This is a genomic window from Polaribacter irgensii 23-P (assembly GCF_000153225.1).
Classification (GTDB): Bacteria; Bacteroidota; Bacteroidia; order Flavobacteriales; family Flavobacteriaceae; genus Polaribacter; species Polaribacter irgensii.
Genome location: NZ_CH724148.1, coordinates 2,273,201 through 2,295,112 on the forward strand (window position 1 = coordinate 2,273,201; position 21,912 = coordinate 2,295,112).

Sequence of the window (21,912 nt, forward strand, 5' to 3'; positions counted from 1 at the left end):
AAAAAGTAAAATTAAACATTATGAAGGACGGTATATATGCCAAATTCACCACGCCTAAAGGTGAAATTTTAGTACAATTAGAACACGAAAAAACACCCGGAACGGTTGGTAATTTTGTTGCCTTATCAGAAGGTAATTTGGAGAACTCAGTAAAAGGGCAAGGAACTCCTTATTACGATGGCTTACAATTCCATAGAGTAATTCCAGACTTTATGGTACAAGGAGGATGTCCACAGGGATCGGGTACAGGAAATCCTGGTTATAAATTTGATGATGAATTTCATCCTGATTTAAAACACGATGCTCCTGGAAAATTAGCAATGGCCAATTCTGGACCTGCAACAAACGGAAGTCAGTTTTACATTACGCATGTTCCTACTCCTTGGCTAGACGGCAAGCATACAGTATTTGGAGCTGTGATCGAAGGACAAGACGTGGTGGACGCCATTGCGCAAGGTGATGCGCTGTCAGCGGTAGAAATTCTAAGAGTTGGTGCAGTAGCAGAAGCATTTAACGCAGTGGAAGCTTTCAGAACTTTTGAAGGATCTCGCGAAAAGCGTGAAGTTGAAGAGCAGGCAAAACAAAAAGAATTATTAGATTCTGTAGCTATTGGCTACGATGAAACTGCAAGTGGTTTGCGCTACCAAATTTTACAGGAAGGAACCGGAAAGCAAGCGACTAAAGGCGCTGGAGTTTCTGTGCACTATAAAGGACAATTGTTAGACGGTACCGTTTTTGATTCTTCTTACAAAAGGAAGGAACCCATAGATTTTAACTTGGGTGTTGGTCAGGTGATTGCTGGCTGGGACGAAGGAATTCAATTATTAAAAGTGGGTGATAAAGCACGTTTCGTAATTCCTAGTAATTTAGCATACGGTTCTGCTGGTGCTGGAGGGGTAATTCCACCAGATGCAACACTTATTTTTGACGTTGAACTTATGGGTGTAAAGTAAGCTGCTATAATTTGAAGGTTTAAGATCGTTTAGCTTACAAAAGCTTCGAAATTTTAATCTCTCTTTATCTAGACATATTAAAAAAAACCACCTATTGGTGGTTTTTTTTAATATCACAACTTTGTAGCCAAAGAATTTTTAACTTCATCATTGTTTTTTAAATTTTCAAAAATCAAGAATTATTTAAATCATACAGCACAAAAATAAATAGAAATTATTTTTTTACACAATTATTTAATAGCACTGTTTTAAAAGAAAAACCGCTGTAAGATAGAAATGACAACGGTTTTACTTTGTTTATTTAACAATAAACTTATGTGCATTGGCTTTTGCATTATGGATATGCATAAAGTAAATGCCCGTAGATAATTTATCAAGTGGGATGCGAACATCATTCTTATTATTAAATGTAAATGCTTTCACAACTTGTCCGGTAATACTGTAAATAGTGACATTGTCTATCAATATTTTTGAGTTTTAAACCGTCAAAATTTCGAAATTAATAAAAACCGTTGGAAAAATTTTAAAATCAGAAATATTAAAGTTGTTACTTGCCAGTGTTTCTTGCTTGACTAAAGCAATTGTGCCACTACCGCCTACAAAGCTTCCCTTAAAGGAGCGCTATTTACGTGCAGTATTTTCTTCAAGAACCCCTCCCGTAATCACGTAGTTGGGTTTTGACTTTCCGTCTGCGGCATCAATATTGGTACTGTTAATTTTAAGGATTTGCAATGTATTTGGTTGTATATAATCGCTTAATTCTTCCTCCGAAAAGTACAAAGTAATATCATAACTGGCTGAAGTACTCACAGCACCGTCCATCGTAATTTCTAATACTTTTCCAGAATGACTTGCTGCAAGGTTGCTAAAAACCTTGCTACCTCCTGTTTCTTTCACCTTTAAAGCTACACAACCAAGGTCTTCATCAGCATTTTCTATGATGCCAATTACACCTCCATCTTGATCACTGATATCATACACTTGATTTCCTATTGTTACACTTTCACTATCTGCGTGCGATCGATTTATTTCTACAGGCGCTGAAAGTCCCGTTACGAAGACATTATCTATCGCAAAGCTGAAAAGCCCCTGCACCAAGGCATCGTTATACCATCTCCAAATTAAACTAAAGGTATTGCCATCCAATTTTGGCATTTCCATATTAAAAGTTCCATTTGCTCTAAGACCAGTTCCTATTCCTGAAAGCGCTGCATTTGAAAATTGCGCGACGGACTCATAGCATACACCATACCGTAAATATATAAATTCTCCCAAATCTAAAAGTGCAGTTCCATCATTTTCTACTCCGGCTGACCAATCAAAAGAAACGTTTACATTAGTCATCCCTCTTGCATCTAGCGGTTTACTTATCACATGAATACTACTATTGGCACTGCCATTATTCGTAGGTTCTTCTGTTTTAAAAACTGAGGGAACAACATATGCCTTGCCCATAGAAGAGGGTCCAATACCGTTAAATGCATTGCATTTGAAAATGAGATAGACAAAAAAAAACGTTCTGTAAGGAACGTTTTGATTATTTTTTAAAATTAATTACTATACATTTTTAGCCAACCAATCACCAACTTCAATCGTCCCATACGCCTTGCCTCCATCTGCTAAATCTTCAGTGACCATTCCAGTATCTAAGGCACTGTTTACTACATCTCTAATGGCCTGACCTTCTTCCTTCAAACCAAAGTACTCAAACATCATGGCCGCAGATAGCACGGTTGCCATAGGATTGGCGATATCTAAGTCTGTTGCTTGAGGATATGAACCGTGAATCGGTTCAAATAAAGCATTTTCTGTTCCTACTGATGCAGACGGCATTAACCCCATAGACCCAGAAATTACTGAAGCCTCATCTGTTAAAATATCTCCAAATAAGTTCTCTGTAATTAACACATCATAACTGTTTGGCCATTGCACTAAACGCATCGCTACGGCATCTACAAATTCATAAGAAACCGTTACTTCAGGATAGTCTTTTTCCATTGCTTGCACAGTTTCTCTCCACAATCTTGAGGTTTCTAAAACATTTGCTTTGTCTACACAGCATAATTTTTTTGATCGGGTCATTGCCAATTCAAAACCTTTTACTGCCAAACGTTGCACTTCTGCTCTGGTATAAACACAATTGTCAAAAGCAGTTTCTCCTCCGTCTCTTCTCCCTTTTTCACCAAAGTAGATGCCCCCTGTTAATTCGCGTAAAAAAACCAAATCAGTCCCTTCAATACGCTCTCTTTTTAAAGGAGATTTGTCCAACAAAGAAGGAAACGTAAACGTAGGTCTTACGTTTGCAAACAAACCCAGTTTTTTTCGCATTTGTAAAAGTCCTTGTTCTGGCCTTACTTTTGCTAAAGGATCATTGTCATACTTTGGATGTCCTATGGCACCAAATAAAACAGCATCTGCAGCAACACAAATATCGTGTGTTGTGTCCGGGTACGGCTCTCCAACGGCATCAATTGCCGCTGCACCTGTTAATGCTGGGTTCCAAGTAAGTTCGTGATTGAATTTTTTTGCAACGGCATCCGATACTTTGATTGCCTGTTCGATGACTTCTGGTCCAATTCCGTCTCCTGCTAATACTGCGATACTTAATTTCATAGGTTTCTCTTTTATTTGTTACTCAAGCGATCTGCATAAGAAACAATTGATACATTATTATATTCTTCTTTGTTATGAACGCTGATTTTATTTAAAATAACCTCAAATAGTCTTCCAAGATCTAAGTAAATCGAATAGAAAGACGTTTTTATTTTATCTTACAAAGTCTTCAAGTAACCGTCACTTTTAAATAATATTCAGCATTTTCTCTGTAGCTTTAATTGCCGAGACCGTTTGGTCTAAATCCAAACCACGTGTTATAAATTCCTTGTCTTTATTTTTCCAGGTAATAATTGTTTCACACAGCGCATCCGAATGACTTCCCGGAGGGATTCGTACCGCGTAATCAATTAATTTCGGTAACACTTTTTTACTGTGGATTTTATATAACTTTTTTAAAGCATTCATAAAAGCGTCAAATTGCCCGTCTCCTTGTGCATGCTCTTCATAAACAACCCCTTCTACCTTCAGTTTTATAGTAGTAGATGGTTTCATTCCTTTCGCGTGTCCTAAAACATAATTTTCTACTACTACCCGTTTTTCGATTGTGGCACTGTCCAGAACATCAGATATAATATAAGGGAGATCTTCTTGAGATACCACTTCTTTTTGATCTCCTAATTCAATAATTCTTTGGGTAACCTTTCTGAGCTCTTCATCATTTAGACTCAATCCTAAATCTTGCAAATTTTTCTGAATGTTTGCTTTTCCTGATGTCTTTCCTAATGCATATTTGCGTTTTCTTCCAAAACGCTCTGGCATTAAATCATTAAAATAAAGGTTGTTTTTACTATCTCCATCTGCATGTATTCCTGCAGTCTGTGTAAAAACATTAGCTCCTACTACTGGCTTATTAACAGGAATCCTAAAACCAGAGAACGTTTCTACAAGCCTACTAACTTTATGGAGCGCTTTTTCATTTACAGTAACCTTTACTTCTTTTAAAAAATCCTTAATAACTGCAATTACACTGGCCATAGGTGCATTTCCTGCGCGCTCCCCCATGCCATTAATTGTTAAATGTAATCCATTTACACCTGCCTTTACAGCCTCCATTACATTGGCAACCCCTAAATCGTAATCATTATGCCCATGAAAATCAAAATGCGTATTTGGATATTTCTGACGCACTTCCAATACAAAGCGAAAAGTTTCTTCTGGCGTCAATATTCCAAGTGTGTCGGGTAACAAAACACGCTCAACTTTCTGGGTTGTGAGAAAATCTAAATATTCAAACACATATTCTTTAGAATTCCGCATGCCGTTGGACCAATCTTCCAAATAAACATTGGTTTTAATGTTAAACTTGGCTGCGGCCTGCAATGTTGCCCGAATCTCTGTAAAATGCTGATTGGGCGTTTTTTTAAGTTGATGTGTAAGGTGATTTAAAGAACCTTTGGTTAATAAATTCTGAACTTTCGCACCGGATTCAAGCATCCAATCGATAGACTTTCCTTCATCCACAAAGGTGAGTACTTCTATTTTATCAAGGCAATTATTTTCAAGAGCCCATGCTGTGATTTTTTTTACTGCCTGCAATTCCCCTTCGGAAACTCTTGCAGACGCAATTTCTAACCGGTCTACTTTTAGTTCTTCTAGTAATAGCTTAGCAATTGTTAGTTTTTCTGAAACTGAAAAAGACACTCCTGATGTTTGTTCTCCATCACGCAGTGTCGTATCCATTATTTCAATCTTTCTGGTCACCATACGCTTGCCTTACAATCGTTTTTAAAAGGGTCTTGTTTTCGCGAAAGCTGTAATCTCATTTTCGATATTTTTTAAATAATCAATATCGTCAAAACCGTTTAGCATATTGTCTTTTTTGTAGGTATTAATTACAAAAGATTCAGAGGCTCCAGTTGCCACTAAAGTTACTTTCTGGTTTGGTAAATCAACGGTGATTACCGTTTTTGGATCTGCCATAATTGCTGCAAATAACGTATCTGCAAAGGCTGCCGAAACCTGCACAGGTAAAACCCCCACATTTAAACAGTTGTTCTTAAAAATGTCTGCAAATGCCGATGAAATAACGCAACGCAATCCAAAGTCATATACAGACCATGCCGCGTGCTCTCTGGAGGAGCCAGAGCCAAAATTTCTTCCACCAACTAAAATCTTAGATCCCGCATAGATTTCTTTATTTAAAGGAAAATCTGCTTTCGGAGTTCCATCTTGATTGTATCTCCAGTCACGGAAAAAGTTGACATCGAAATCTACACGCTCTGTAGCCTTTAAAAAACGTGCAGGAATTATTTGATCTGTATCTACATTTTCCGTTGGTAACGGATATGCCGTACTTGTTAATACTTGAAATTTGTCGTATGCCATTTTTTTCTGTGTTTACATCGCTTTAAGGCCTAAAAAAATATTTTAAGAACCTTTATGAGCTTTGCTTAAATACTTTTTATTTTATGCTAAAAACATTCTTGGGTCTGCTACCACGCCTTGTATTGCAGACGCTGCTGCTACCAAAGGCGATGCCAATAAGGTTCTAGAACCCGGTCCTTGTCTACCCTCAAAGTTTCTATTCGAGGTAGATACAGATAATTTTCCTGAAGGAACTTTGTCATCATTCATTGCCAGACATGCGGAACAACCAGGCTCTCTTAAAACAAAACCTGCGTCAGAAATTATTTTATCTAAACCCTCTTCTTTAATCTGAGCAACTACTTTGTGTGATCCTGGCACTAACCAAGCCGTTACATTGGCTGCTTTTTGTCTTCCTTTCACAATGGAACAAAAGCCTCTAAAATCTTCAATACGCCCGTTTGTACAGGATCCTAAAAAAACAAAATCAATTTCTTTCCCAATCATGGAATCTCCCTCATTGAAAGACATATAACCTAATGATTTTCGATAGGTCTCTACACCACCTTCCAAACTTTCTGCAGTTGGGATTGATTTTGTAAGTCCCATTCCCATTCCTGGGTTTGTACCATAGGTAATCATGGGTTCAATATCGGCAGCATCGTACTGAAATTCGACATCAAACACGGCAGTCTCTTCAGTATATAACGTTTTCCAATACTCCATGGCTTTGTCCCAAGCAGCTCCTGTTGGAGTTTGCGAACGCCCTTGCATATACTCGTATGTTTTATCGTCTGGAGCAATCATTCCTCCTCTTGCCCCCATCTCAATCGATAAGTTGCAAACGGTCATCCGACCTTCCATAGACATGTTTTCAAAAACATCTCCCGCATATTCTATAAAATACCCAGTCGCACCAGAAGTCGTTTGCTTTGAAATAATGAACAGTGCAACATCTTTAGCGGTTACACCAAGTCCTAAAGCTCCGGTTACATTGATGCGCATTTTCATCGGTTTTGGCTGCATAATACATTGCGTAGACAAAACCATTTCTACCTCAGAAGTTCCAATACCAAAAGCAATAGCTCCAAAAGCACCATGTGTAGAAGTGTGTGAGTCTCCACAAACAATCGTTGCACCTGGCAAAGTGATTCCGTTTTCAGGCCCTACTACATGCACGATTCCGTTATTTTCATCCCCAAGACCCCAATGCGAAATACCGTACTTCGCAGCATTTTTTTCTAAAGCGTTCAACTGGTTTGCAGACAGCGGATCTGCTACCGGTAAATGCTGATTTATTGTTGGTGTGTTGTGATCTGCTGTTGCGAAAGTGCGCGCTGGATACACCACACTATTTCCTCTATTTTCCAATCCTAAAAAAGCAACAGGACTTGTTACTTCATGGATAAAATGACGGTCTATAAAAAACACATCCGGCCCGTCTTGAACATGACGAACAACGTGTGAATCCCATACTTTATCAAATAATGTATTTGCCATTTTTATATCTTTAAATATTCAAATTATATCGAACTATCAAAAATACTGTTTTTATTGTGTACCTGAGGCTTTCTCCATTTTTAAGTATTATCCCCAAATGTTAAAGAAAGTTTTAAAATATTGAATATCAACATTATAAATTGTTTTAAAATACGATGTCTATTTATTTTATTGCCTATTAATTTTATGAAAATAGCCATATCAATTATTAGCGCTGTTCAAATCCGCATTAACTTTAACCATTAAAATCCTTTTAGTATTCAGTTCCTGATGTTTTTTAAAATCATAAAAATGAAGCAAATGCTGTGTATAAAAAAACAAATACAACGTTTAAAATTAATTTATTGAGCACTTCTTACCATCTAAAACGCAAAAGCACATCGCCTGAATGTATTTATTTTCAATACTCTTTTTTTTTTGGCACTCATTTGTAAAATATTGCTCAATTGGTTTTATTCAATTTAAAATAAGAGTTTTTCTTTTTGAATTGGTATTGGATTTTAATTTTCAAATACTTGTATCCGATACAAGCACTAGACAGTTGCAAAGTCAAAAGAATTACATGTATATTTGAGTGCTAACAAATTTAAAATAAAAGAATACTGTTGTGGCAATCGCACTATTTTTATCATGCCTTTTGTTGCGAAGAAATGTTCAAAAACGAGGATTGTTTTAAAATTTGGAGAAACCACAGCGGCGAAGTCTTAAAAATGCATTGCCAAATTTGGAAAAAGACCACTATAAAACTGCGCACCAATTTCTTTTTAGAAAACAAAATAAATAGACATGAAAACTGCAAAACAATGGTTCGATGAATATGCCATAAGTCACCAGAATAGCACCAATCAAAGGATACATTACATCTGTGTTCCTATTATATACTTTAGTCTTATTGGATTGCTCATGAGCATACCTACTGCAATTTTAGAGGATACTTTTGAGTTATACAATCCTTTATTAGAAAATTGGGCGGTTGTGGTTGGACTGCTAATTTCTGTTTTCTACATGCGGCTGGGTTTTTGGCAATGCATAGAAATGCTCTTTGTAATGTTGCTTTGTGTTGTTGGAAACTTCTGGTTAAGCAAAAACATCCCACTGCTTTCTACTTCCTTTATATTATTTATTGGAGGCTGGATTGGACAATTTTGGGGACATAAAGTAGAAGGTAAAAAGCCTTCTTTTGCAAAAGATGTACAATTTTTACTAATTGGCCCTTTGTGGTTGATTCAAAAATTAAGTAAAAAAAAGAACTAAGATGAAAGCAGAGATTACCTTTGAGGACTTTTTAAAAATAGACATTAGAACCGGGACGATTATAGCCGTAGACGATTTTCCAAAAGCGCGCAATCCTGCGTACCAAATAAGAATTGATTTTGGTTGTTTAGGGATCCGAAAAACAAGCGCTCAAATAACAAGTCTGTACTCTAAAGAAGCCTTATTGAACACACAGGTAACTGCAATTGTAAATTTTAAACCACGACAAATTGCCAATTTCATGAGTGAATGTCTCATTCTCGGTATTTACAATACCGATGGAGACGTTGTATTGTTGGCAACTTCTAAAAAGACTACAAATGGCACCGAAGTACACTAAATCTATCTTTTACATTATGGCCTTCTAGATGCATAATAGCGAAAAATAAATCAATATTTAGGATTGTTTAAAATCACTAAGGCACCAATAATACCCGGAATCCACCCACAAAGTGTCAATAAAAAAATAATAAAAAAAGAGCCACACCCTTTGTCTATAACAGACAACGGTGGAAAGATAATAGCAAATAACACTCTGAAAAAGCTCATATTTTATTTTTAGCCTATAAGTATAAGACGTTAAAATCCTAATTTTGTTACACTTTAATTTAAAACAAGCACTTTTGCTTCATTTGCATTGCTGTTACTTCTTTTTAAAACAATTTTATGGGTCCAGACTGCACTCAAATCAAAAGAGTCCCTTTTAGAAAAATTACATTTTGTCTCCAAAGAAAATAGCGTTCATCAACAATTTATTAGTTCCGTACCAAAAAGCTCTAAAGTTGGTGTTGTCGGTAAAAACAATGACGCGGCCTTTTCCTAATTTTTGAGCTTTAAATGGAACCGTATTTTTAATAACCTCTGCATTTTCTTTCGAAATATAACCACTCAATAAAGGGTTTAAAGTATATTGAATCGGATTGTTATAACTCTTTTTATCTGCTTTTATAAAAAGTGTAGAATTTCTAAACAATGCAATTTTATCATTTTTATATCCAAAATTTATAGGATGAGATCGGTCTATGGCTGCTTCAAAAATAGCACCTCCAATAAACTGTGCACCTGATTTTAGAGATTTGTCTTCAAAAGAGACCCCTGCAATCGTATCCATTTTTGTTTGGTCAAACTCTAAATTGATGAATTTACTTTTCTCCAACCATTTAACCGTGTTTTTATATCCAATTAAAACCCCACCGTTGTTCACCCAAGTTTTTAAGTGCGCGATGGACTTTTTATCAATTGCACTGCTAGGAATAATAATATGCGTGTATTTTGCAATTTCCACTTTACTAAAATAACGCATGTCTAAGCGCGTTAAAGCCATATCAAAACGTTGATCTAACAAATGCCAAATCTCTCCTGAATCATTTCCTGCGATTCCATCTCCAACGAGCATTGCTACTTTCGGCTCTTTAATATTGCTGAAATTATTACTTCCCAAATCAATTCCGTCGTTCAGACCCGTTGTAACACCGTGTATTACAACATGACTTTCTGCAGCTATTTTTTTAAGAAATTCAAATATTTCTTCTGCGTCTAATTTTTGATTTTGAACTGGAATAAAAATAGTTCCATAGTCATAGGAATTTTCACCATTTTTAAAATTTTTCATAGCAACTTTTGAGCGCAAACCTTTTTTAGAAATTGCATTTAAAGCTTTCGGGGTGTAATATTCGTTCCATGGCATTAAATATCCGTATGCGCTGTTGAAAGAAACGGTTCCTTTTTTCATTTTCAAATTAGAGATTTCATCTCCTATATTAGAAAGTGAAATGTTTTCGGCATAATCTACTCCAAAAGCATGGTTAAAAGTCCAAGCCGAAACATCGTAAAACAAGCTGTCTTTAAATTGTGTTCTCACATCAAACATTGCCTTTACCAAGCGTTGATTCTTTTGGTTCATTGGCACTGCATAACTATACCCTTTTTTAAAGGTTTTCCCATTTTCAGTAAAATCAGTTTTTACCTCGTGGATTTTAATTTGATGACGTTTTAACACTTCTGCCAAATGGTAACTCTTTGCAGCATCTTTTTCATCGCCAAAAACCAGGGCTTTGTTCTCTCCTGTGCTTCTAGACTCTTCATAAAAATCTTGCTGATATTGTAAAATCTTAACGCGCATTTTTCTTGCTGCTTCTAAAGTTGACAGCGCTGCCGTAAATTGATTGCGAATTGTAAAAGGGAACGTTAAAACACCATTGACTGTTTCTTGGGCATGTCCTCTTGAACTTCCTTGTTCAAATAAAATTCCAATCCCTCCGTTGATGTCTGGAAACGTAGAACCTTTTCCGTAATAAAAATCATCAAAACTTTCTTCAGAATAGTATAGCGATCCAATTTTATCCAGTGCTTTCGCGTGATAAGTTCCAATTTCTCTCGTTAAATCCTGATTCATTTGCGGTGTCAACGGATTTGTTCTGCTTGGAATTCCAGGCTGAAAGAAGAAACTTGAATTACTTCCCATTTCGTGGTGATCTGTTAAAATGTTTGGCAACCATTTATGAAAACTTGCAATTCGTGCTTTGCTTTCTGGCAATTGCACAGGCAACCAATCTCTGTTCATATCAAATTGATAATGATTGGTTCTTCCTCCAGGCCAAACTTCGCTGTACTCCCGGTCGTTAGGATCTGGATTGATATTTTTACTTCTGTTTGTATTTGCCCAATAAGCAAAACGCTGCAAACCGTCAGGATTAAAAGAAGGATCGAATAAAATTACCGTGTTCTCCAACAAATCGTCTATTTCCGCACTTTCTGCAGCTGCCAAATAGTAGGCTACAGCGAGTGCAGCGTTGGAACCACTGGGTTCATTTCCGTGAATAGAAAAGCCTTGATACACGATAATCGGATTTTTAGAAATATCAATGGCCTCATTGTTCGTTGCCGCTATGTGATTTTTTCTAATGGTTTCTATATTTTGATGATTTTTTGGAGCTGTAATGGTCAACAGCAACAATGGCCGGTCTTCAAAAGTTTTTCCTCTATTTTCAATTGCAATCCTATCAGAACTTGCTGCTAAAACCTTCATGTACTCCACTAATTTATCGTGTGTAATATGCCACTCCCCTACTTCATGACCAATTACGGACGCTGGTGTTGGAATATTTTGATTGTAGGTAACATTTGCAGGTAAATAATAAGACAACGCTACTTTTTGTGCTGACATCGATAAGGAAATACACAAGCAAAGAAATAACAGGTTTTTCATAGAAATTAAAATTAGGTTCTAAAGCAAATGTATGAAAACAAATAGCGCGTATTCAGACTTTAACACTCCGAATCAAATTAATAAATACGCGCTGCTCCAATCGATAGCAGATCCTACAAATAACATAACTTGCAAAAAAGTATTAATTTTTTAACACCTTAGTACATGCATCTATTCCTAAGATAGTGCAATTAATGTGCAGCATCTTCCAAGCCCCAAGTGTCTAAATTTCTTAAGATCTTTTCTAAAGAAGCTCCTCTTTTACTTAATGTATACTCCACTTTGGGAGGAACTACAGGGAATACTTTACGGGTAAGTAGTCCGTCTTTTTCTAACTCTCTTACGGTTTGAGTGAACATTTTATTTGAAATGCCTTCAATTTTCTTTTGTAAAATCCCAGAACGCAAGCCACCATCTAATAAGTGAAATAAAATCAAAGGCTTCCACTTTGTTCCTATGAGATGCATCGTGTAATTCAAAGGGCATTTGTTATTTTTGTTCAAATTTTTCATATTAAAATGTTGACATGTGTCATTTTACTCTTTTTGGTATGTATACCACTATTTAGTAAGTTATTGCCTATATCGCGAAGTTAGTTTAATTTTGTCTTCTAAATTTTAATAGATGTCAACAACTAAAAATTATCCCAAATCATTTTCACACATTGGACTTACAGTTCCAAATATAAAAGAAGCCGTAAAATTCTATTCAGAAGTAATGGGTTGGTATGTAATTATGGAACCTTCGGCGGTCAAGAAAGAAAAGGAAACTGCCATTGGTCAAATGTGTATTGATGTTTTTGGAAACGATTGGACCGAATTTGAGATTGCGCATTTAGCAACTTCAGACGGCATTGGAGTCGAATTATTTTCATTTCCAAACGGAGTGAAAGAAGCTCCTGAATTCAATCCTTTTAATACCGGCCTTTTTCATTTTTGCGTACAAGATCCAAATATTGAAGAACTCGTAGATAAAATTGTGTCTTATGGTGGAAAACAGCGCATGCCAATTAGATCTTACTATCCTAAAGACAAGCCTTTTAAAATGTGTTATGTTGAAGATCCCTTTGGAATTGTTTTTGAAATCTACACACACAGTTACGAATTGACGTATTCATCAGGGGCGTATTCAAATTAAAAAAAGTTTTACAAACAAAAAAAGCTCAAGAATAAGATTCTTGAGCTTTTTGTATATAAATCGTATTATGTTATCTTCTGCTGTAATTCGGAGATTCTTTGGTAATCACTACATCGTGTGGATGACTTTCATTGATACCACTTGCGGTAATTCTAACAAAACTTCCCGTTTCCTTTAACGTTTCAATATCCTTAGCACCACAATAGCCCATTCCTGCACGCAAACCACCAATAAACTGATGGATGCTCTCGTCGAGATCTCCTTTGTAAGGAACTCTCCCAACAATTCCTTCAGGAACTAACTTTTTTATATCCGCTTCTACATCTTGGAAATAACGGTCTTTAGAACCCTGCTTCATTGCTTCTACAGAGCCCATTCCTCGATATGATTTGAATTTTCTTCCTTCGTATATGATGGTTTCCCCAGGAGATTCTTTTGTACCAGCTAAAAGCGATCCTAACATCACACAATCTGCACCTGCAGCAATCGCTTTCGGGATGTCCCCGGTATACCGAATACCTCCATCTGCGATTACAGGAACTCCGCTTCCTTTGATGGCTGCAGCAACTTCTAAGACTGCAGAAAATTGTGGAAAACCTACCCCTGCAACAATTCTTGTAGTACAAATAGAACCGGGTCCAATTCCCACCTTTACAGCGTCAGCACCAGCAGCTACTAAATACTTAGCCGCTGCAGCCGTTGCAATGTTCCCCACCACAACATCCAAATCTGGAAACTTTGCTTTTACTTGTTTTAAAACGTCCACGACTCCTTTTGTATGTCCATGAGCAGTATCTATAATTACCGCATCTACGCCTGCATTTACAAGGGCCGCAGCTCTTTCAACAGCATCACTAGTAACTCCTAAGGCCGCCGCAACTCGCAACCTACCAAAAGAATCTTTATTGGCAATTGGCTTTTGCGTTACTTTAGTAATGTCTCTAAACGTAATTAAACCCATTAACTTATAGGCATCGTCTACGATTAAAAGTTTTTCAATTTTATAATTTTGAAGAATTTTCTCAGCATCACTTAGAGAAGTTCCTACTGCCGCAGTCACTAAATTCACACTGGTCATTACTTCAATAATTGGACGTGTATTTTCGTGTTCAAAACGCAAATCTCTATTGGTAACAATTCCTTTTAATATTCCCTGATCATCAACAATTGGGATGCCACCAATGCCGTGTTCTTTCATATTTGCTTTTGCATCTGCGATCGTTGCGGTTAGCGGCAAGGTTACAGGATCTAAAATCATACCCGACTCAGCACGTTTTACGCGTCTCACTTCCTGTGCTTGTTGCGCAATTGTCATGTTTTTATGCAAAACACCAATACCACCTTCCCTAGCAATAGCGATTGCCATAGCAGATTCTGTAACTGTATCCATCGCTGCCGAAGCAATAGGAACGTTAATGGTAATGTTTTTCGTAAATTTAGTTTGGATATTTACCTCTCTTGGAAGTACTTCTGAGAAGGCGGGTACTAATAATACGTCATCGTATGTTAATCCTTCGCCTACAATTTTGTTCTCGTGTGCTGTCATGGTACAATTAAAATCTAATTGCATGCAAATTTACAATATATTAATGAATTTAGTCGGATTTATTTGTTTTCATTAAAATCTAAGAGAAAAACCACAACGCACCAAAATAAAGAAATTACTTGCATTCATTAATGCGCATCATAAGAAAACGCTGTTGGGCAATTGTGCCTCTCTTTTGAACTTGGCATTGCATCCAAAATATTTTAAAGTGCTGTTTTTTAATTCTTGGTTTTACAATACAAACGAAAATCGTGAAACACTTTCATCACAAAAATCAGAACCCGCAAAAATAGCAAATCTCTAAATATTCCTAATAATACATTCTAATCAAACGTTAATTATCATACGCGAGTCCGTTGTCTACTTGCGGAATCTCACAAAGGACATATTAATTTCCAACACAAACCCATTGAGTTTAAATATCAACGGAATTTTCTTTTTGAAGTATCAAAAATAAATTACTAAATGTGATGTCTATCATATGGAATACATTGCAGCACACAACAAGGCATTTTTGTCTTCATGTTCTTTTGTGAACGTTTCGTGAGCATCTGTTGTAATTCGCACGAACATGGATTTATCTGCCTTAAGTGCTACATAAAAAGCTACATATCAATACTTTAGTTTTTTATCTTTATTTATTCTAAATAAATATTGTTTTATTCAAATTGTATTGTAGCTTTGCGCAAAAATAAAGAAACTATTTTTAATCAATCTAAATAATTTAAAATGAAAAAGCAAATTAAAAGCGTTTTGATCCTGTCATGCTTAGCTATAGTTGGCATTGCATGTTCTAGCGAAGACACTATTGAAGACAACATTCTAGATCCAACGATCGCTATTGAAGTTAAAAAGAAAGAATTTGTAACCAATTACACAAACATTGTTTTTGCAAGCTATGCAGATGCACTAAACAAGTTAAACGAGTTAAAAACAGCGGTAGATACTTTTGTTGCAACACCAAATGAAAACACTTTTCAAACTGCAAAAGACACTTGGTTAGCATCTAGAGAACCTTACGGTCAAACAGAAGCATACCGCTTCTATGATGGACCTATCGATGGTGGTGAGGGTGAACCAGAAGGCTATATCAATGCATGGCCTTTAGATGAAGCTTTGATAGATTATGTTACAACGGGCACTGGTGGACAGGACTTGTCTGATGACAGACAAAATATTATCAATAATAAGGAGAAATATCCGTCATTGACAAAAGAGACTTTAAAAGAACTCTCTGGTTATGATAGTAATGAGTCTAACGTTACTGTTGGTTTCCATGCTATAGAATTTCTTTTGTGGGGACAAGACAATACACAACCTTCTGAAAAAATGGCCGGGCAAAGGGCATTGACCGATTTCACAACAGCAACCAATGCAGTTAGAAGAGGAGAATACTTAGTAGCCGTTACCGCACTTTTAGTAGACGATGTAAAATCTGTTGTTGATCAGTGGAAACCAGGAGCAAGCTATAGCAGCTCGTTTTTAGCAATGTCATCAGACGATGCCATCACTAAAATTTTAACAGGAGCTGCAAAATTGAGCAAAGGGGAATTGGCCGGAGAAAGAATGGCTGTTGCTGTTGAAAACCAAAATCAAGAAGATGAACACTCTTGTTTTTCTGACAACACGCACAGAGATGTGTATTTAAATGCCAAGTCTATTGATAATATCATTCATGGCTCGTACAAAAATACAGATGGTTCTATTGTTTCTGGAACTTCTTTGTTAGATATCTTAGCACTAGTTAACAATGACGAGGCTACTGCTTTAACTGCAACAGCATCTGAGGTTATGAATAAAGTTACGGTCATCTTTACTATTGGTTATTTCGACAATCAATTAATGGATGAAACGCTGGATAATTTTAACAATCCCATTATGTCTGCTGTTTTAACCTTAAGAAAACAAGGAGATGAACTTGCACAAGCGGGGAAATCAATCACTGGAAATACGATTGATCCAAGCGTGTAATTATTTGAATACATTCCTAATTATAAATTAGACTACCAAATTGCCTGTTTTCAGGTAATTTGGTTTCTTGTTTTACAAAAATAATAATGAAATATATAATTTTTCTATTTTTTATCGCTGTCTTAAGTACTTCCTGCAGCAAAGAAGAAATGTATGTCCCTCTAAGCACTTATGAAAATGGGGAAGAATTATCTGCGGGACGCCTGACAAGTTCTCTCTTAGGTGCAAATGCATTTGATCAAGCCGTGCCTGGTTTGCCTATTAATACTGATTTGCTTTTTTTTGTTGGCAACTCTTTATTTCGTCAAAATTGGGTAAGCTCTCCCGCATCTACAACCGCAAGAGATGGATTGGGTCCAACATTTAACGCAAGGGCTTGCAGTGCGTGCCACAATAAAGACGGAAGAGGCTCTCCATTAGAACCTGGTCAAGCATTTTCGTCAGGTTTTTTAATGCGCATAAGTACAGCGGGAACGAATGATTTTGGAGGACCAAAACATGCACCAAACTACGGAAGTCAAATTCAAGACAGAGCAAACATAGGCGTTCCTTTTGAGGCCAAAGTAGCCCTTACTTACACGTTTATAAACGGTGCATTTGAGGATGGAGAAACCTATCAACTTCGCAAACCAAATTATACCATTATACAGGAACAGTTTGGATCTTTGCAAGGTGTTCTGACATCTCCAAGAGTTGGTCAGCAAGTTATTGGTTTGGGTTTGGTTGATGCGCTGTCATCAGAAGACATACTTAGCAATGTAGACGAATTCGATCGCGATAATGATGGAATCTCTGGAAAAGCAAATTATGTTTGGAATCACACAACACATCAAAATGAATTGGGGAAATTTGGATGGAAAGCCAATCAACCAACACTAAGACAGCAGGTTGCAGATGCCTTTAGTGGAGACATGGGCTTGACCACCTCTATTTTTCCCGATATAAATTGTCCCTCTCCACAATTGGATTGCAACGATGCCCCAAATGGAGGAATTCCTGAAGTTCCAGACAACTCTTTAAATAATGTACTGATTTATACTTCTTCTTTATCAGTGCCCATTAGAAGAAATTATGAGGATGAAGATGTTTTAAAAGGAAAACAACTGTTTAGAGATTTAAAATGTACCAGCTGTCATACTTCCGTTTTTAAAACCTCCAATGCGTACTCATTTAACACGCTTTTAGAAAATGTTACCATAAGACCTTTTTCTGATTTCTTACTGCATGATATGGGGGATGCTTTAGCAGACAATAGGCCCGATTTTTTAGCCACAGGAAAAGAATGGAGAACGCAACCTTTATGGGGCATTGGAATGATTCAGGAAGTAAACGGACATAGCTTTTTATTGCATGATGGAAGGGCGAGAAATGCAGAGGAAGCGATTCTTTGGCACGGTGGTGAAGCCGAAGAATCAAAAAACACATATAAAAAAATAACAAAAAAAGAAAGACAACACGTGCTTGCTTTTATAAACTCTCTTTAGGATGAATAATAAATTAACCATCGGTACATTAATAATTAGTTTGGTTTTGCTTTTTGGATGCAATAAAGAAGAACTGTCAGAAAAAAATGCTTTTGATCTTTTTAGATATCGTCAAACGTATGCCACTGATTTCATAAACCCTGCAATTACTGAATTTGTTTCAGATATAAAAAAATTAAATGAGGCTACCACAAAATTTACGGCACAGACCAATCAAGAAAATTTATTAAATTTACAAAATTTATGGAAAAACGCAGCACTTTCTTATGCTAAGACTGAAGTTGGTAACCTAGGAGATATTCAATCTTCTGCCATCTACATATCTATGTATAGTTGGGGTGCAAATGAGAACAAAATAGAGGAATTTGTGGCGGCTACGGAAACCATTGATGAAGATAGTGTCAATAAATTGCCTACTAAAACTAGGGGGTTGAGTGCTGTTGAATACTTGCTATTTAATGATAATGCAGCGCAGACTGTATCTTCCTTTTCTGATGTGCGTAGAAAAGATTTTCTCATTGCATTAAATAAAAACCTTTTGATAAAAGCGACTTCTTTAAAAGAACAATGGGAAGTCTATAGTGACTACTTTATTAATAATACAGCTACTGGTATTACTGGAAGTGTGAACTTGATTGTAAATCAACTGAATTTCTTATTAGAGGATGTGCTGCGGTTTAAAATAGGGGAACCTGCTGGTTTAGACAATACATCATCCACAAACACGACAATGCTACAAGCTTACAGAAGTGAAATTTCTTTGGCCATTATCCAAGAGAATATTACTGCTGTCAAAGCGGTTTATTATGGCATGCCTGACGGCTTGGATGACTATGTTCGTGAAATAGCAACTACAGAAGATATAAATAACGCTATTACCGCATCCTTTTCTAGCATTGAGGCAAATATCGCTTCTTTATCGAATACAACTTTAAAGAAGGCTATTGAAAACAAGAATACAACTGTAACGGCGTTGCACAAGCACATTAAAGAACTCATTATTTTAATAAAAGTGGATGTTGCAAGTACGTTATCTGTAACTGTTACCTTTACAGACAATGACGGTGATTAACCTGAAATTTAAATTCTGAACCTCGCTCCCAATTTCTTTGGGCTAAAGAGACATTCCACACGCTTTAACAGCCCGTGGAATGTCTCTTCTTTGTAAAATAACCACAGTTTACAACCAACTTACAGGAATACTATTTCTTTGGAAATCATCTAAGTCAATATTACTAGTGCCAAAGCTGGTTATTATGCCAGGCCTTATGTCTTGGAAACCATTATTTCTAAGGCAAGAATAAAAGATGCAAAGAATGCCATTACCATAGCTTTCTCTGACATCAAATCAGGCTTCTCACCTCCTATCAATTGCAACTACAAAAAGGAGAAAATCAAAAACGTTCGAATGTTGGTAAACGAAAGATACCAGTACCAAAAAAACTTGTTATTTTAATAAAACTGAAGGTTGCCAACACTTGATCTGTAACTGTTGCATGCACAGTCCATAATGGAGTTCTTAAAATTTAAATTCTAAACCTACATACCAATTTCTCGGGGCAGAAGGAATGATTCCTGGGCCTGGATATCCCGTTGCTCTTCTTGTAAAATAAGAGTTGTCCAATAGATTGTTTATACCCGCTTCTATTTTTGCAAACTGGTACTTATAAGATGTAGAAAAATCTAAAATGCCATAGGCAGGAATTTCACCTACAACACCACTAACATCGCCTGATCCAGAATTTTGTGCATCTGTGTATTGCGAAGACAAATAAGTATACTGCAAACTGGAACTAAAATTTTTAAATCCAAATTTTAATCCAGTTTTTATATTTACGTCAGGGACAAATTCCACTTTTTTACCTAAGATGCCACTTGTAATTGCCTTTGTATATTCAGAATTTATGAAAGAAGTATTTATAAAATAATTAAAGGTATGCTCCCTACTCATTTTTAAGATTTTCTGTAAGTTGAAATCAAAAACGGACTCTATTCCAAAGATGCTAGCATCTCCAATATTTGTTCTTAGTTGGCCTACATTATTGATGGGTGGAATTTGCGTGAATAAAAATCCAATGCGCTCTTTATAGAAAAGGCCAAACAAATTTGCATCGAAAGACAGCCAATTATTCCAATTTCCACGCACTCCAAAATCTATTGAGAAACCTTTCTCGTCTTGCAAATTTCTATCCACTGCATTGGAAGGGTTTACTATATTTAAGTCTGAAAAGGTAATAGATCTATAGTTTTGAGAAATATTTCCGTAAAATTCTACAACTGCATTTTTTTTATAGCTCGCACCAAAGCCTAACAAAACAAAGGAACGCTCTTTTGCGCTGTCCACCACATTTTCTATACTCCCAATAGGGTTTCCAGCACTATCTGTATTTGTAATTTTGCCCAATCCCGTACTCGCTGTTTTAATGTATTCCAAACGCGCTCCTGGTGTAATGGATATTTTGTCGGTAATGTAAAAGATATTTTCACCAAACAAGGCAATGTTTGTATTTGGATTTCTAAAACTACCTTGAATTCGATAATCTGGGAAGGCACTCGATGCACTAGTAAAATTGGCATCTGCCGTATTTGTGCCAGGACCCTGAAAATCTGTATTGTCTGCTTTGTATAACTTGGTTCCTATTAAATACGTCGCTTTTTTTCCAAAAACCGTGTATTTTGTTAAGAAACGAGCCTCAAAACCAAAATTATTAAAGTCTCCTATTAGTAATTCTCTCGCCCCCCCACTGTCTGCCAAATCAACTCTGCGCTCTCTAAAGCCCAATGCTTTTCTCGTTGCATCTAAGCCAAATAAGTTAAAAGAAAAATTCGTTTTATTAGAAAAAACGTGCTCCCATTTAAAATTATATAACAACCAATCAACTTTAAACCAGTTTCTTGCACGATTGCTTTGCAAAGGATTCTCATTAAAAGTGCGGTCTGTTAAACCCCCAGGCTGTTGTGCTAAATAGTCTAGATACGTGACTTCAAAAGAAAGCACATCTTTCTCATTAAGCTTGTATTCTAGATGTGTAAATATATTTTTAGAATCGAAATTAGAATTGGGTCTGAATCCGTTTCCCTGTTTATAATTTAGGTAAGTGTAATAAGAAAACTTTCCCTTGGTTCCGCTAAAACTGGTAAAATTGGTGTACAAACCAAAACTCCCTACCGTGTTTCTAGTGACCACTTCTAGCGGCTTTGTGCTTGGTTTCTTGGTAATAAAATTAATTAATCCTCCAAACTGAGTCCCATATTGTAAAGAGGCAGCGCCTCTCACAATCTGAATTTCCTTTAAACCTTCCGATGCCGGTGTGTAATAGCTCTCTGGATACCCTAAAACATCTGCACTGATATCATAACCGTTTTGCCGTGTATTGAAGTTCGCCGTTCTGTTTGGATTTAATCCTCTACCTCCAATATTTAATTGCAAACCAGCATCATCATTCTGAAAAATATTTAAACCCGCAATTTGATTGAATATTTGTCTGGCGTTGTTCGCTGCTAAATTTGCCGCAGACTGATCTACCAAGACAACCTCTGTCTTTTTGCCTGCAAAAATAGAGGTTCCCTCTACATCTTTCAATCTTTTCAATTCGAAAACTTTTACCGTTCTCGCCTTGATTTGAATTTCTGATAGGTTTTGTGAAAAAATTTCTAAGGTCACTTTTAAATCTACATAATCCACCAATTGCAGGTATACGTTTTTAAGCTGGTATTCCTCCACATAAAAAATCAATTGCAAAGCTTCTCTTTTTGTGGAAAAATTAAACTTCCCTAAAATACCTGTTTGCGCCAACAAAGCTCCCGATTCGTTATAAATTTGAACTTTATTTATTGGTTTATTAGCATCTGAAACCACAGTTCCTGATATCTTGTATTGACCATAAACAAAAGTTTGTAAAAAAAATAAAAAGAGAATTAGAACGCTTGCTTTCATTA

The 21,912-nt window shown here is 36.4% G+C and carries 18 protein-coding genes; 7 read left to right on the top strand and 11 right to left on the bottom strand.

All coding sequences use genetic code 11. The annotated features are described in order from the left end of the window. Window positions 1-20 precede the first annotated feature (20 nt). On the top strand, window positions 21-953 hold the full coding sequence (locus PI23P_RS10165) for a peptidylprolyl isomerase (RefSeq protein WP_004570747.1): 933 nt from the start codon (window positions 21-23) through the stop codon (window positions 951-953). A 297-nt stretch (window positions 954-1,250) separates the two neighbouring features. Here PI23P_RS10165 and PI23P_RS12430 read toward each other — a convergent pair whose 3' ends face one another. From PI23P_RS12430 to leuC, 6 genes are all read right to left on the bottom strand, one after another. After that, window positions 1,251-1,418 (bottom strand): T9SS type A sorting domain-containing protein, encoded by a 168-nt coding sequence (locus PI23P_RS12430; RefSeq protein ID WP_004570748.1) that lies wholly within the window; start codon window positions 1,416-1,418, stop codon window positions 1,251-1,253. A gap of 156 nt (window positions 1,419-1,574) precedes the next feature. Further along, window positions 1,575-2,408, bottom strand: coding sequence for a hypothetical protein (locus tag PI23P_RS10170; RefSeq protein ID WP_004570749.1), 834 nt, complete (start codon window positions 2,406-2,408; stop codon window positions 1,575-1,577). Window positions 2,409-2,510: 102 nt separating this feature from the next. Next, a complete protein-coding gene (gene leuB / locus PI23P_RS10175) occupies window positions 2,511-3,566 on the bottom strand; it encodes a 3-isopropylmalate dehydrogenase (protein WP_004570750.1) in 1,056 nt (351 codons plus the stop codon). Between the two features lie 186 nt (window positions 3,567-3,752). After that, window positions 3,753-5,273 (bottom strand): hydroxymethylglutaryl-CoA lyase-like TIM-barrel protein, encoded by a 1,521-nt coding sequence (locus PI23P_RS10180; protein ID WP_004570751.1) that lies wholly within the window; start codon window positions 5,271-5,273, stop codon window positions 3,753-3,755. A 21-nt stretch (window positions 5,274-5,294) separates the two neighbouring features. After that, window positions 5,295-5,894, bottom strand: coding sequence for a 3-isopropylmalate dehydratase small subunit (leuD, locus tag PI23P_RS10185; protein ID WP_004570752.1), 600 nt, complete (start codon window positions 5,892-5,894; stop codon window positions 5,295-5,297). Window positions 5,895-5,975: 81 nt separating this feature from the next. Beyond that, on the bottom strand, window positions 5,976-7,373 hold the full coding sequence (gene leuC / locus PI23P_RS10190) for a 3-isopropylmalate dehydratase large subunit (RefSeq protein WP_004570753.1): 1,398 nt from the start codon (window positions 7,371-7,373) through the stop codon (window positions 5,976-5,978). Between the two features lie 786 nt (window positions 7,374-8,159). Between leuC and PI23P_RS10195 the strand changes: the two genes are divergently transcribed. Together PI23P_RS10195 and PI23P_RS10200 are read left to right on the top strand one after the other, a co-directional pair. Next, entirely contained in the window at window positions 8,160-8,627 is a 468-nt protein-coding gene (locus PI23P_RS10195; RefSeq protein ID WP_004570754.1) for an Mpo1 family 2-hydroxy fatty acid dioxygenase, read from the top strand. A 1-nt stretch (window position 8,628) separates the two neighbouring features. Further along, window positions 8,629-8,967 carry a tRNA-binding protein gene (locus PI23P_RS10200; protein ID WP_004570755.1) on the top strand — a complete coding sequence of 113 codons (339 nt, stop codon included), beginning with the start codon at window positions 8,629-8,631 and terminating at the stop codon, window positions 8,965-8,967. A gap of 50 nt (window positions 8,968-9,017) precedes the next feature. Here PI23P_RS10200 and PI23P_RS12435 read toward each other — a convergent pair whose 3' ends face one another. The 3 genes from PI23P_RS12435 to PI23P_RS10210 form a co-directional block, all read right to left on the bottom strand. Next, window positions 9,018-9,176, bottom strand: a complete 159-nt coding sequence (locus PI23P_RS12435) for a YqaE/Pmp3 family membrane protein (RefSeq protein ID WP_004570756.1) — start codon at window positions 9,174-9,176, stop codon at window positions 9,018-9,020. A 163-nt stretch (window positions 9,177-9,339) separates the two neighbouring features. After that, window positions 9,340-11,835 carry a M14 family zinc carboxypeptidase gene (locus PI23P_RS10205; RefSeq protein WP_026288375.1) on the bottom strand — a complete coding sequence of 832 codons (2,496 nt, stop codon included), beginning with the start codon at window positions 11,833-11,835 and terminating at the stop codon, window positions 9,340-9,342. Between the two features lie 191 nt (window positions 11,836-12,026). Next, window positions 12,027-12,347: a winged helix-turn-helix transcriptional regulator gene (locus PI23P_RS10210; RefSeq protein WP_004570759.1), complete on the bottom strand. Its 321-nt coding sequence runs from the start codon at window positions 12,345-12,347 to the stop codon at window positions 12,027-12,029. Window positions 12,348-12,459: 112 nt separating this feature from the next. On the opposite strand from PI23P_RS10210, the gene PI23P_RS10215 reads away from it, so the two are divergent. Further along, window positions 12,460-12,972, top strand: coding sequence for a VOC family protein (locus PI23P_RS10215; protein WP_004570760.1), 513 nt, complete (start codon window positions 12,460-12,462; stop codon window positions 12,970-12,972). 70 nt (window positions 12,973-13,042) lie between these two features. Here PI23P_RS10215 and guaB read toward each other — a convergent pair whose 3' ends face one another. Further along, the gene (guaB, locus tag PI23P_RS10220; protein WP_004570761.1) at window positions 13,043-14,518 is read right to left on the bottom strand and encodes an IMP dehydrogenase; all 1,476 of its coding nucleotides are present in this window, start codon (window positions 14,516-14,518) and stop codon (window positions 13,043-13,045) included. A 729-nt stretch (window positions 14,519-15,247) separates the two neighbouring features. Here guaB and PI23P_RS10225 point away from each other — a divergent pair. From PI23P_RS10225 to PI23P_RS10235, 3 genes are all read left to right on the top strand, one after another. Continuing rightward, window positions 15,248-16,489 (top strand): imelysin family protein, encoded by a 1,242-nt coding sequence (locus PI23P_RS10225; protein ID WP_004570763.1) that lies wholly within the window; start codon window positions 15,248-15,250, stop codon window positions 16,487-16,489. A gap of 86 nt (window positions 16,490-16,575) precedes the next feature. After that, window positions 16,576-17,973: a di-heme oxidoreductase family protein gene (locus PI23P_RS10230; RefSeq protein WP_004570764.1), complete on the top strand. Its 1,398-nt coding sequence runs from the start codon at window positions 16,576-16,578 to the stop codon at window positions 17,971-17,973. A 1-nt stretch (window position 17,974) separates the two neighbouring features. Next, window positions 17,975-19,045, top strand: coding sequence for an imelysin family protein (locus tag PI23P_RS10235; RefSeq protein WP_004570765.1), 1,071 nt, complete (start codon window positions 17,975-17,977; stop codon window positions 19,043-19,045). A gap of 447 nt (window positions 19,046-19,492) precedes the next feature. On the opposite strand, the gene PI23P_RS10240 is transcribed toward PI23P_RS10235, so the two are convergent. Then, on the bottom strand, window positions 19,493-21,910 hold the full coding sequence (locus PI23P_RS10240) for a TonB-dependent receptor family protein (RefSeq protein WP_004570766.1): 2,418 nt from the start codon (window positions 21,908-21,910) through the stop codon (window positions 19,493-19,495). Window positions 21,911-21,912 lie beyond the last annotated feature (2 nt).

Coding starts and splice junctions, on each gene's coding strand:
- PI23P_RS10165 (WP_004570747.1), top strand. CDS start 21: ATGAAGGACGGTATATATGCCAAATTCACCACGCCTAAAGGTGAAATT.
- PI23P_RS10170 (WP_004570749.1), bottom strand. CDS start 2,408: ATGGGCAAGGCATATGTTGTTCCCTCAGTTTTTAAAACAGAAGAACCT.
- leuB (WP_004570750.1), bottom strand. CDS start 3,566: ATGAAATTAAGTATCGCAGTATTAGCAGGAGACGGAATTGGACCAGAA.
- PI23P_RS10180 (WP_004570751.1), bottom strand. CDS start 5,273: ATGGTGACCAGAAAGATTGAAATAATGGATACGACACTGCGTGATGGA.
- leuD (WP_004570752.1), bottom strand. CDS start 5,894: ATGGCATACGACAAATTTCAAGTATTAACAAGTACGGCATATCCGTTA.
- leuC (WP_004570753.1), bottom strand. CDS start 7,373: ATGGCAAATACATTATTTGATAAAGTATGGGATTCACACGTTGTTCGT.
- PI23P_RS10195 (WP_004570754.1), top strand. CDS start 8,160: ATGAAAACTGCAAAACAATGGTTCGATGAATATGCCATAAGTCACCAG.
- PI23P_RS10200 (WP_004570755.1), top strand. CDS start 8,629: ATGAAAGCAGAGATTACCTTTGAGGACTTTTTAAAAATAGACATTAGA.
- PI23P_RS12435 (WP_004570756.1), bottom strand. CDS start 9,176: ATGAGCTTTTTCAGAGTGTTATTTGCTATTATCTTTCCACCGTTGTCT.
- PI23P_RS10205 (WP_026288375.1), bottom strand. CDS start 11,835: ATGAAAAACCTGTTATTTCTTTGCTTGTGTATTTCCTTATCGATGTCA.
- PI23P_RS10210 (WP_004570759.1), bottom strand. CDS start 12,347: ATGAAAAATTTGAACAAAAATAACAAATGCCCTTTGAATTACACGATG.
- PI23P_RS10215 (WP_004570760.1), top strand. CDS start 12,460: ATGTCAACAACTAAAAATTATCCCAAATCATTTTCACACATTGGACTT.
- guaB (WP_004570761.1), bottom strand. CDS start 14,518: ATGACAGCACACGAGAACAAAATTGTAGGCGAAGGATTAACATACGAT.
- PI23P_RS10225 (WP_004570763.1), top strand. CDS start 15,248: ATGAAAAAGCAAATTAAAAGCGTTTTGATCCTGTCATGCTTAGCTATA.
- PI23P_RS10230 (WP_004570764.1), top strand. CDS start 16,576: ATGAAATATATAATTTTTCTATTTTTTATCGCTGTCTTAAGTACTTCC.
- PI23P_RS10235 (WP_004570765.1), top strand. CDS start 17,975: ATGAATAATAAATTAACCATCGGTACATTAATAATTAGTTTGGTTTTG.
- PI23P_RS10240 (WP_004570766.1), bottom strand. CDS start 21,910: ATGAAAGCAAGCGTTCTAATTCTCTTTTTATTTTTTTTACAAACTTTT.